Genomic DNA, 10,649 nt, shown 5'->3' with positions numbered 1-10,649 from the left:
CCCCAGGAGGACCCAGTGCTCGCCGCTTTCGTACGCGCGTTCCGAACCCCGGACCTGCGCAAGAAGCTGCTCTTCACGCTCGGCATCATCGTGCTGTTCCGGCTCGGATCGCACGTGCCGACGCCCGGCATCAGCTACGGCCTGGTGCAGAACTGTCTGGAGGCCAGCAAGGGCAAGTCCGGCGACCAGAGCGGGTTCCTCAACCTCGCCAACCTCTTCAGCGGCGGTGCGCTGCTCCAGCTGTCGGTGTTCGCGCTCGGGATCATGCCGTACATCACGGCGAGCATCATCATCCAGCTGCTCACGGTGGTCATCCCGCGTTTCGAGGCGCTCAAGGAGGAGGGCCAGTCGGGGCAGAGCAAGCTGACGCAGTACACCCGCTACCTGACGATCGGCCTCGCGATCCTCCAGTCGGCGACCCTCGTCACCTTCGCGCGCAACCCGTCCAGCCTCTTCGGCGGCTCGTGCGAGACGATCATGACGGACCAGTCGATGGTGACGATCCTCATCATGGTCCTGACGATGAYGGCCGGCACCGGCCTCATCATGTGGTTCGGTGAGCTCATCACCGACAAGGGTGTCGGCAACGGCATGTCGCTGATGATCTTCACCTCGATCGCGGCCGGCTTCCCTGCCTCGCTCTGGAGCATCAAGGAGAACAAGGGCTGGGGCACCTTCCTCGGCATCCTGATCCTCGGCATCTTCGTCATCGCCGCGGTCGTCTTCGTCGAGCAGTCCCAGCGCCGCATCCCGGTGCAGTACGCCAAGCGCATGGTCGGCCGGCGGATGTACGGCGGCACGTCGACCTACATCCCGCTCAAGGTCAACATGGCCGGCGTCATCCCCGTCATCTTCGCCAGCTCGCTGCTCGCCCTCCCGGGCCTCGTCGCGCAGTTCAACACGCACGCGAACGGCGACAACCCGGGCTGGGTCTCGTGGGTCCAGGAGAACCTCGTCAAGGGTGACCACCCGATCTACATGGCGACCTATGTCGCCCTCATCCTCTTCTTCACGTTCTTCTACGTCTCGATCACGTTCAACCCGACCGAGGTCGCGGACAACATGAAGAAGTACGGCGGGTTCATCCCGGGTATCCGGGCCGGGCGACCCACGGCCGAGTACCTCAACTACGTCCTGACCCGAATCACCGTGCCGGGTGCCATCTACCTCGCCATCGTCTCGCTCATCCCGCTCGTGGCTCTCGTCCTCGTGGGCGCCAACCAGAACTTCCCGTTCGGTGGCACCTCGATCCTCATCGTCGTCGGAGTGGGGCTCGAGACGGTGAAGCAGATCGAGGCGCAGCTGCAGCAGCGTCACTACGAAGGGTTCCTCCGTTAATGCGACTGATCATCCTCGGCCCGCCCGGCGCCGGTAAGGGCACCCAGGCCGCCCGGATCGCCGAGCGCCTCGACATCCCGGCCATCTCCACCGGCGACATCTTCCGCGCCAACATCAAGGACCAGACCCCGCTCGGGGTCAAGGTCGATCAGATCATCAAGTCGGGCGGCTACGTCTCCGACGACATCACCAACGAGATCGTCGAGGACCGCCTCTCCTGGGACGACGCCGAGGGCGGCTTCCTCCTCGACGGCTACCCGCGCACCGCGGGCCAGGTCGAGGCCCTCGATGCCATGCTGTCGCGGCACGACCACGCACTCGACGCCGTGCTGGAGCTCGAGGTCGACGAGGACGCCATCGTCGAGCGCCTCCTGAAGCGCGCCGAGACCGAGGGTCGCGCCGACGACACCGAGGCCGTCATCCGCGAGCGCCAGGCGATCTACCGGAAGGAGACCGCGCCGCTCGCGCAGCACTACGACCTCGTCGGCCTCCTCGTCAAGGTCGACGGCATGGGTGCCGTCGACGAGGTCACCGACCGTGTCATCGCGGCGCTGCCGCGGCACGCCTGAGCACGGCTGCACCACACCGCAGCCACCGAGAAGGACCACCGATGTTCGGACGCCGAAACCGGCTCCAGGGTCGCACCGACGAGCAGCTCCTCCTCATGCGTGAGGCGGGGCTGCTCGTCGGGCGCACACTCGAGCTGCTCGCCGACGAGGTGCGGCCCGGCACGACGACGCTCGAGCTCGACCGTCTCGCCGAGGAGTTCATCCGCAGCAACGACGGCATCCCAAACTTCCAGCTCGTGCCGGGCTACAGCCACACGCTGTGCACGAGCGTCAACGACGAGGTCGTCCACGGCATCCCCGGCCCGCGGGTGCTCGAGGCCGGCGACATCGTGTCGATCGACTGCGGGGCCGAGGTCAAGGGCTGGAACGGCGACGCCGCGTTCACCGCGGTCGTCGGCGGCCGGGAGGCCGGTCGTCCCGAGGACGTCGCGCTCATCGACGCCACCGAGGCGAGCCTCTACGCCGGTATCGCCGCCATGCAGGTCGGCGGTCGGCTGTACGCGGTCGGTGACGCCGTCGAGGCGAGCATCGGGGCCGCGGCCGAGCGCGACGGCCGGGTCTACGGCGTCATCGACGAGTACGTCGGCCACGGCATCGGCACGCAGATGCACATGGACCCCCAGATCCCCAACTACGCCGTGCGCGAGAGCGGGCCCAAGCTCGTCGACGGCTTCACCGGTGCCATCGAGCCGATGGTCACGCTCGGCTCCACCGACACCAAGGTGCTCGCCGACGACTGGACCGTCGTGACCCTTGACGGCACGCGAGCCGCGCACTGGGAGCACTCGGTGGCCGTGCGCGAGGACGGGCTGTGGATCCTCACGGCCGTCGACGGAGGCAAGGCTGCCCTCGAGGCTGCTGGGGCGGCATACGCCCCCCTCGACGCGAGCGCCTGACCCGCCCCACCTGAGGGCTGCGGGAGCGTAGCCTCGCGCTCGTGACCCTTCCCCGTAGCACCCCGTCGGCGCAGGGCGTCGACGCCAACGGCATCCTCGCGTTCGTCGACGCCGCCGAGCGCGACGACCTCGGCCTGCACAGCCTCATGGTCGTGCGCCACGGGCACGTCCTGGCCGAGGGCTGGTGGAGGCCGTATGCCGCCGACCGCGCCCATCTCGCCTACTCGCTCTCCAAGACGGTGACGGCCACGGCTGTGGGCTTCCTCGTGCAGGAGGGGCTCCTGTCGCTCGACGACCGCGTGCTCGACCACTTCCCGGACCTGGACCGCAGTGTCGTCGCCGCCGGCTGGGACGACGTGCAGGTCAGGCACTGCCTCTCCATGACGATCGGGCACGAGCAGGATGCCTGGCCGCAGGTCTTCGACCGGATGAGCGCGAGCGACTTCGATGACGCCGCCGGCCCCAGCGACTGGGTGCCGCGGGTCTTCGCGACGAAGCCCACCCGGCCGCCCGGCACGGTCTTCGCCTACAACCAGGTGGCGACCTACCTGCTGGGCGTCATCGTGCGGCAGCTCACCGGGGTCGGCGTCGCCGAGGTGCTGCGACCGCGGCTGCTCACGCCGATGGGGCTGCCGGACATCCCGTGGCACCGCGACCCGCTCGGCCGCGAGCTGGGCTTCACCGGCTCACACCTGACGACCGAGGCGATCGCGTCCTTCGCCCAGCTCTACCTCGACGGCGGCCGGTGGGAGGGACGGCAGCTGCTGTCCGAGGCCTGGGTCGAGGAGGCCACCCGGGCCTTGGGTCCCCTCAACGACGATCCGAACGCCGACGAGGACTGGCGCCGCGGCTACGGGTACTCGTTCTGGATGCAGCGCTTCGGCTACCGGGGCGACGGTGCCTACGGCCAGTTCCTCATCGTCCTCCCCGACCACGACACCGTCGTGTCGATCACGGCCGAGCAGTGGCGCATGCAGTCGACGCTCGACGGGCTCTGGGCGCATCTCGTGCCCGCTCTCGGCGAGGGCGGGTCCGAGGCGTCCGACCGCGAGCTGGCCGAGCGACTCGCCGCTCTCGAGATCCCGGCCGGGTCGGGTGACGCGCTGGGACCGGACCACGCCGAGTTCGTCCGCTCGGACGCCTCCGACCTCGCGGCCGACTACACGGCCGTCTCGGTGACCCGGGACGGGGCCGGGCACGTGCTCGCCCTGAACCGGCGCGGCGAGTGGCTGCGGCTGCCCGTCGGTCAGGGACTGTGGCGGGAGGGCGAGATGGTCGCCGGTGGAGCGACGGTGCCGGTGGTCTCCAGCGGGGGCTGGGTCGACGACGACACGTTCCGCGCCGACGTCATCGCCATCGAGTCACCGCACCGCTTCCGCGTCGAGGCTCGCCTGCGCAGCTCGGACGCCGACCTGACGTGGCGGATGGTCCCGCTCACCGGCTCCGACCCGCTGTGGCTCGCGACACGCTGGTCGGACGCCTGACCGGTCTCGCAGCCCCCTGATCGCCGAAAGGCCGCTGACGGCTGTCGGTCGTCGGGTGGACAATCGTGGGTGCTGCGCGAGGCAGCACGAGGGGAGCACCATGGCAGGCGACGAGCGCACCACCGGAGTGACCGAGCAGGCAGGGCCGGGGAGCGCTGCGCGGCCCGCGTCCGCCCCGCCCCTCGGTGGGGTGCCGGCGGGGCACAACCCGTGGCCGGCGCTCTGGGCGATGGTCATCGGCTTCTTCATGATCCTCGTCGACTCGACCATCGTGTCGGTCGCGACACCCGCGATCCTGCGGGGGCTGCACACCGACGTCAACAGCGTCATCTGGGTGACCAGCGCCTACCTGCTCGCCTATGCCACGCCCCTGCTCATCACCGGGCGGCTCGGTGATCGCTACGGCCCGAAGAACCTCTACCTCGTCGGCCTGACGGTCTTCACGGCCGCGTCGCTGTGGTGCGGGCTCACCGGCACGATCACCGGCCTCATTCTCGCCCGCGTCGTGCAGGGTCTCGGCGCCTCGATGCTGACCCCGCAGACGATGGCCGTCATCACCCGCACCTTCCCCGCAGCCTCCCGCGGCCAGGCCATGGCGCTGTGGGGCGCGACCGCCGGGGTCGCGATCCTCGTCGGCCCTGTCGTCGGCGGTCTGCTCGTCGACGGTCCCGGATGGGAGTGGATCTTCTTCATCAACGTGCCCGTGGGTGTCGTCGCGTTCGTGCTCGCGGCCCGGCTCGTGCCGCGGCTCGAGACGCACAGCCACCGGTTCGACTGGCTCGGTGTGGCGCTGTCGGCCGTGGGCATGTTCCTGCTCGTCTTCGGTGTCCAGGAGGGCGAGACCTACGACTGGGGCACCATCACGGGCATCATCTCCGTGCCGTTGCTCATCGCCACCGGCGTGCTCGTGCTCGGCGTCTTCGTGTGGTGGCAGGCGCACAACACCAGCGAGCCGCTGCTGCCGCTCCGGCTCTTCGGCGACCGCAACTTCTCGCTGGCCAACATCGCGATCACGACGATCGGCTTCTCGATCACGGCGATGGCCTTCCCCTTCATGCTCTACGCGCAGGCCGTCCGGGGGCTGTCGCCCACGTCCGCGGCCCTGCTCCTAGCTCCGATGGCCGTCATCTCCGGAGGGTTGGCGCCCGTGGCCGGTCGGATGGCGGACCGGGTGCACCCGCGCGGCATCACAGCGGTGGGGATCGGCCTGACCTCCGCCTCCCTGCTGGGGCTCGCCCTCGTCATGCACCCGGCGACGCAGACGTGGGTGCTCCTGCTCCCGATGGCGCTCATGGGAGTGGGCAACGCCTTCATGTGGGGTCCCCTCGGGGCCACCGCCACCCGCAACCTGCCGCTGTCGTCGGCCGGGGCCGGCTCCGGGGTCTACAACACCACCCGCCAGGTCGGGGCGGTCCTCGGCAGCGCGGCCATCGCCGCCGTCATCCAGGCACGGCTGGGCGCCGACCTGCCCGGCCTGCCCAGCACCCTCGGCGGCATGCAGGGCTCCGGCACGGCGATGCCGCCACGGATCGCCGACGGGTTCGCGTCGGCGATGTCGGAGTCCATGCTGCTCCCGGCCGCGGTGCTCGTCATCGGCGTCGTCGCGGCCCTCTTCTTCGAGCGTCCGGCCAGCCACCCGCACTGACGAGCAGCGGGCCCGGCCCGCCGGCAGCGAGGCGGCCTGGCGGGCGGGACCTGGGACCCGGAGGGGGCTACCGCCCGAGGCCGCCCGGGCTGCCGCCGAGGTGGACGACCATCCGCTCGGCGACCACCCGGGCGTTGGCCTGCAGCACGTCCAGCGGGACGCGGGGGAGGTTCTCCTCCCAGTCGATGAGGGGAGACCCGCGGAACTGCAGCATCCGGGCCGGGCGGCCGAGGWAGAAGAGGTGCAGGTGCGCCCCGCCGTCGCCGTACTTCGCGAGCTGCACTCGGCCGACCGAGGGCACGTGCTCGACCGCGTCCGAGACCGCGACGATGAGCTGGCCCATCTCGGCTGCGAGCTCGCTCGGCAGCGAGGGCAGGTCATGGTGCTCGACCGGCATGAGCATGAGCATGACGGGCAGCCCGGTGTCACGTGAGAGCGTCAGCCGCCAGCGCGGGTTGGTCCAGACAACGCACTCGTCCGCATCGTCGAAGCCGTGGGCGCAGTGGCAGTCTGACGCCTGCTCGCCCCGCCGCGCGGGCTCCTCGTCGGCCGGCGGTCGCACCGGCTTGAGCCGCAGGCCGTCGAGCTCGTACGGGTAGATGTCCCACCCGGGCATCTCCGGGGCCGCGACCGGCAGCCGGCCGTCCTCACCCGCCGCGGCGGCGATGCGCGCGTAGTAGTCCTCGACGGACTCCGCCTCGGTCGGGGGAGCGCTCACGAGGTCGGTCTCGTCGTCGGGTGCGGGCGGGGGAGTGGCGTCGTCGCCGGTCTCGGTCACCCCGTCAGTATGCCGCGCGGCGCGGAGCGCGCCCCGGTGGCAGTGCCCACGGCATACGCCACAGACGTCCCCGGGACGCGGCGAGCGTGGGACCGTGGGGTGATGGGGACGATGGGTGACTACTTCGCCGGCCTCGTGCCGGGTCAGCGCGAGGCCCTGCAGCGGGTCGTCGACGTCGCGACACGCGTGGCGCCCGAGGCGGAGGAGGGCACGAGCTACGGGATGCCGGCCCTGCGCATCGGCGGCCGCCCGCTGATCGGCGTCACGGCATCGGCCAAGCACCTGTCGATCTTCCCGTTCAGCCCGGCCGTCGTCGAGGCCGTCGCCGCCGACCTCCCCGGCTACGCGTTGTCGAAGGGGACGGTCCGGTTCTGGACCGATCGGCCGGTTCCCGACGAGGTCATCGAGAAGATGGTCAGGCTGCGCCTGGCAGAGCTGCACGCCTAGGACCATCGCGCTCAGAGGAGGTCCGCGCGGAAGGTGGTCCGGGCCTGAGACACCCACCAGGCGAGGTCGTCACGCTCGCGCTCACGCTTCTCCGGATCGTCGTGCAGCGCTGCGTCGAGCGCCTTGTTCCACCCGAGCCAGACGAGGCCGGCGAGCAGTGCGAGACGCATCGCGGTCTCGTCGTGGGAAGGACCCATGCATGCGGCGTACTCGGCGAGGATCTCCTCACGGCTGGCGTCGAGCACCTGTGAGCAGCCCGCGACGAAGCGAGCCACGTCGACCGCCCCCGGTCCGCACCCCGCCATCGCCCAGTCGATGAGGATGAGCCGGTCGCCCTCGAACGCCATGTTCACCGTTGCCAGGTCGCCGTGCAGCAACGTGGTGGGTCGTCGCAGGAGCGCCCCGGCGAGCGGCCGTGGGTCGTCGAGCAGCCGCGCCACCGCGTCGGCGACGTCGTGCGGCACCAGCTCGCGGAACAGCTCCCAGCCGCGCAGGGTCGCCGCGGCCAGCGGGTTGGCATCGTCGACGTGGGGTCGCATACGGGCGGGAGCGAACAGGGTCAGGTGGTCGGCGAGCGGGCTGAAGCCAGCCACGGGTTCACCGAGGAAGGCCAGGTGCAGGTCGGCGACGCGGCGCACCACCCAGCTCGAGCGGGCGCGGTCGAGCCGGCTCTCCCACGTCAGGACGTCGTCGCCGAGGTCGCGCATGACCACGACCGTCGTGTCACCCTCGACCCAGCCGCCGACGACCGGGTGGCCGACGCTGGCCGGCAGCCGGTCGAGCAGCCCGGTGGACCACGCGAGGAGCTCGGGGCCGATGCGCTCGCCCCGGGCGGCCATCAGCAGGTCGCTGCGGGGCGAGAACCGCTTGACGACGAGCACCCGTCCGTCGGCGAGGACGACCCGTTCGAGGGCGGCCCCCGACTTGCCGACGTGACCTGCGACGGTGGTCCGCGACGTCGCCCGCTCGACCTCCCGTCGGAGAGGGGTGGTGCCGTCCGACGCTTCCATGGTCGGTCCACCTCCGACACGCTCGCGGGAGCCCGGCCTTGGTCGTCGGTCGGGCGCTCCCTGCGATCCAGTCTGCGCGCGGGTGGGGAGGTGTGGGGACGATTTCAGGAACGGCGCGGTCTGGCGTATTCTTGTGCGTTGGGTGTCGTGTGCCTCGACGCCAGAGTCACGCCTGTGCGACGAGCACGGCAGACAGGCACGTCCAAGGCTGGCTCAGTCCGAGTCGGCCCGCTACAGATAGACGGAGGATATGGCCAAGAAGGACGGTGTCATCGAGATCGAGGGCACGATCGTCGAGGCTCTCCCGAACGCGATGTTCCGGGTCGAGCTCTCCAACGGTCACAAGGTGCTCGCACACATCTCGGGCAAGATGCGACAGCACTACATCCGGATCCTCCCTGAGGACCGGGTCGTGGTGGAGCTCTCGCCCTATGACCTGACCCGCGGTCGGATCGTCTTCCGCTACCGCTGAGCACCAGGGTCGGCCGCGACCAGCCCGCGCGAGCGGGGTGTCCGGCCGGGACGAGTGCGAGGCACCAACTCCCGATTACACAACCAAGCACCTGATCCCCACGTGCCCTCCGGGGCCCGCGGTGCCGGGTGCGCGATCCGAAGACAGCAGGCAGATGAAGGTTCAGCCGAGCGTCAAGAAGATCTGCGACAAGTGCAAGGTGATCCGCCGTAACGGTCGGGTCATGGTGATCTGCGAGAACCTGCGCCACAAGCAGCGCCAGGGCTGAGCAGAGCCACCACCCTCGCCGTCGACAGACTTTCGACAGCACGCCAAAAAGTGAATGAAAGCAGCACCCGGCCCCTGATGACCGACCGTCGTGTCGGCGCAGGACGTCACCCCCGGCACGGAGGCCGGGGACCGGTGGCCCGTCCTTCTGAGTGGCGGACCGTGACCCCGGATCGGTGACCTGCTCCAGACCTCCGCGAAACAGAAATCAGGAGACAACCCAACATGGCTCGTCTTGTTGGAGTCGACCTTCCGCGCGAGAAGCGCGTCGAGGTCGCACTGACCTACATCTTCGGTGTCGGTCGCACCCGTTCCAAGCAGGCGCTGGTTGCCACCGGCGTCGACCCCAACACCCGCGTCAAGGACCTCGGTGAGACCGAGCTCGTTGCGCTTCGTGACTTCCTCGAGGGCAACTACCGCCTCGAGGGTGACCTTCGCCGTGAGGTGCAGGCCGACATCCGCCGCAAGGTCGAGATCGGCTCCTACGAAGGTCTGCGTCACCGTCGTGGTCTGCCGGTGCGCGGTCAGCGCACCAAGACCAACGCGCGCACCCGCAAGGGTCCGAAGCGCACCGTGGCCGGCAAGAAGAAGGCCCGCTGACGCTGATCGCCCCCGCGATCGCGTCTCACCGACATTCAGTTCTGACGTAGGAGAAAAATGCCTCCCAAGGCTCGCGTGACGAAGGTTCGTCGCAAGGAGAAGAAGAACGTCGCCCACGGGCACGCTCACATCAAGAGCACGTTCAACAACACGATCATCTCGATCACGGACCCCACCGGCGCCGTGATCGCCTGGGCCTCTGCCGGCCAGGTCGGCTTCAAGGGCTCGCGCAAGTCCACCCCGTTCGCTGCCCAGATGGCTGCCGAGGCTGCTGCCCGCCGCGCCATGGAGCACGGCATGCGCAAGGTCGACGTCTTCGTGAAGGGCCCGGGCTCGGGTCGCGAGACGGCGATCCGTTCGCTCACCGCCACCGGCCTGGAGGTCGGCGCGATCAGCGACGTCACGCCCACGCCGCACAACGGTGTCCGCCCGCCCAAGCGCCGTCGCGTCTGATCCGGCACTGAGCGAGAGAGAGAACTAGGAACATGGCTCGTTACACCGGCCCGATCACCAAGAAGTCCCGCCGCCTCAAGATGGACCTCGTCGGCGGCGACAAGAACTTCGAGCTCCGCCCGTTCCCGCCCGGCCARCACGGCCGTCGCCGGATCCAGGAGAAGGAGTACCTGACGCAGCTGCAGGAGAAGCAGCGCGCTCGCTTCCAGTACGGCGTCATGGAGAAGCAGTTCGTCCGCTACTACAAGGAAGCGGCGAAGCGCCCCGGCAAGACCGGTGAGAACCTTCTCCAGATCCTCGAGTCGCGTCTCGACAACGTGGTCTACCGCGCGGGTCTGGCCCGCACGCGTCGCCACGCGCGTCAGCTCGTGACGCACGGTCACTTCGAGGTCAACGGCGTGCGCGTCGACGTCCCGAGCTACCGCGTCGAGCAGTACGACATCATCACGGTCCGCAAGCAGTCGGTCGAGAGCTTCCCGTTCGAGCTGGCTCGCCAGACGTTCGGCGAGCGTCCCGTCCCGGCCTGGATGCAGGTCGTCGACGGCTCGCTGCAGATCCTCATCCACCAGCTCCCGGTGCGCGCGCAGATCGACTCGCAGCTCACCGAGCAGCTGATCGTCGAGCTCTACTCGAAGAACTGATGCAAGACGGCGTATGCCGTCCGGCCCGGCCGGACGGCATACGCCCGCC

General features: G+C 69.8%; 13 protein-coding genes. 11 read left to right on the top strand and 2 right to left on the bottom strand.

Annotated elements, in window-relative coordinates; all coding sequences use genetic code 11:
* Positions 1-15 precede the first annotated feature (15 nt).
* The 5 genes from secY (at position 16) to AC1DP0_RS11205 (ending at position 5,932) form a co-directional block, all read left to right on the top strand.
* A complete protein-coding gene (gene secY, locus AC1DP0_RS11225; RefSeq protein WP_478084616.1) occupies positions 16-1,338 on the top strand; it encodes a preprotein translocase subunit SecY in 1,323 nt (440 codons plus the stop codon).
* The gene (locus AC1DP0_RS11220) at positions 1,338-1,907 is read left to right on the top strand and encodes an adenylate kinase (protein WP_478084615.1); all 570 of its coding nucleotides are present in this window, start codon (positions 1,338-1,340) and stop codon (positions 1,905-1,907) included. Before secY ends, AC1DP0_RS11220 begins: the two co-directional genes overlap by 1 nt.
* A 41-nt stretch (positions 1,908-1,948) precedes the next feature.
* On the top strand, positions 1,949-2,803 hold the full coding sequence (gene map, locus AC1DP0_RS11215; protein ID WP_478084613.1) for a type I methionyl aminopeptidase: 855 nt from the start codon (positions 1,949-1,951) through the stop codon (positions 2,801-2,803).
* A 41-nt stretch (positions 2,804-2,844) separates the two neighbouring features.
* Positions 2,845-4,287 (top strand): serine hydrolase domain-containing protein, encoded by a 1,443-nt coding sequence (locus AC1DP0_RS11210; RefSeq protein WP_478084611.1) that lies wholly within the window; start codon positions 2,845-2,847, stop codon positions 4,285-4,287.
* A 100-nt stretch (positions 4,288-4,387) separates the two neighbouring features.
* Entirely contained in the window at positions 4,388-5,932 is a 1,545-nt protein-coding gene (locus AC1DP0_RS11205) for a DHA2 family efflux MFS transporter permease subunit (protein ID WP_478084607.1), read from the top strand.
* Between the two features lie 67 nt (positions 5,933-5,999).
* Here the strand turns inward: AC1DP0_RS11205 and AC1DP0_RS11200 are convergent, their stop codons facing one another.
* Positions 6,000-6,710 carry a hypothetical protein gene (locus AC1DP0_RS11200; RefSeq protein ID WP_478084605.1) on the bottom strand — a complete coding sequence of 237 codons (711 nt, stop codon included), beginning with the start codon at positions 6,708-6,710 and terminating at the stop codon, positions 6,000-6,002.
* A gap of 9 nt (positions 6,711-6,719) precedes the next feature.
* Between AC1DP0_RS11200 and AC1DP0_RS11195 the strand changes: the two genes are divergently transcribed.
* Positions 6,720-7,157, top strand: a complete 438-nt coding sequence (locus AC1DP0_RS11195; protein ID WP_478084604.1) for an iron chaperone — start codon at positions 6,720-6,722, stop codon at positions 7,155-7,157.
* 11 nt (positions 7,158-7,168) lie between these two features.
* Here AC1DP0_RS11195 and AC1DP0_RS11190 read toward each other — a convergent pair whose 3' ends face one another.
* The gene (locus AC1DP0_RS11190) at positions 7,169-8,167 is read right to left on the bottom strand and encodes a phosphotransferase (RefSeq protein WP_478084602.1); all 999 of its coding nucleotides are present in this window, start codon (positions 8,165-8,167) and stop codon (positions 7,169-7,171) included.
* Positions 8,168-8,417: 250 nt separating this feature from the next.
* Between AC1DP0_RS11190 and infA the strand changes: the two genes are divergently transcribed.
* The 5 genes from infA to rpsD all read left to right on the top strand — a co-directional run bounded on the left by infA (position 8,418) and on the right by rpsD (position 10,600).
* Complete coding sequence (gene infA / locus AC1DP0_RS11185; protein WP_013493543.1) at positions 8,418-8,639, top strand: translation initiation factor IF-1; 222 nt, start codon at positions 8,418-8,420, stop codon at positions 8,637-8,639.
* Between the two features lie 154 nt (positions 8,640-8,793).
* Positions 8,794-8,907: a 50S ribosomal protein L36 gene (gene rpmJ, locus AC1DP0_RS11180; protein ID WP_006592630.1), complete on the top strand. Its 114-nt coding sequence runs from the start codon at positions 8,794-8,796 to the stop codon at positions 8,905-8,907.
* 224 nt (positions 8,908-9,131) lie between these two features.
* Positions 9,132-9,506, top strand: a complete 375-nt coding sequence (gene rpsM, locus AC1DP0_RS11175) for a 30S ribosomal protein S13 (protein WP_030194267.1) — start codon at positions 9,132-9,134, stop codon at positions 9,504-9,506.
* A gap of 57 nt (positions 9,507-9,563) precedes the next feature.
* On the top strand, positions 9,564-9,959 hold the full coding sequence (rpsK, locus tag AC1DP0_RS11170) for a 30S ribosomal protein S11 (RefSeq protein WP_020143208.1): 396 nt from the start codon (positions 9,564-9,566) through the stop codon (positions 9,957-9,959).
* A gap of 32 nt (positions 9,960-9,991) precedes the next feature.
* On the top strand, positions 9,992-10,600 hold the full coding sequence (gene rpsD, locus AC1DP0_RS11165; protein ID WP_045191881.1) for a 30S ribosomal protein S4: 609 nt from the start codon (positions 9,992-9,994) through the stop codon (positions 10,598-10,600).
* Positions 10,601-10,649: the final 49 nt, after the last annotated feature.

Source organism: Terrabacter sp. P5_B1 (genome assembly GCF_056400505.1).
This window is presented reverse-complemented; position numbering and strand designations above follow the sequence as displayed.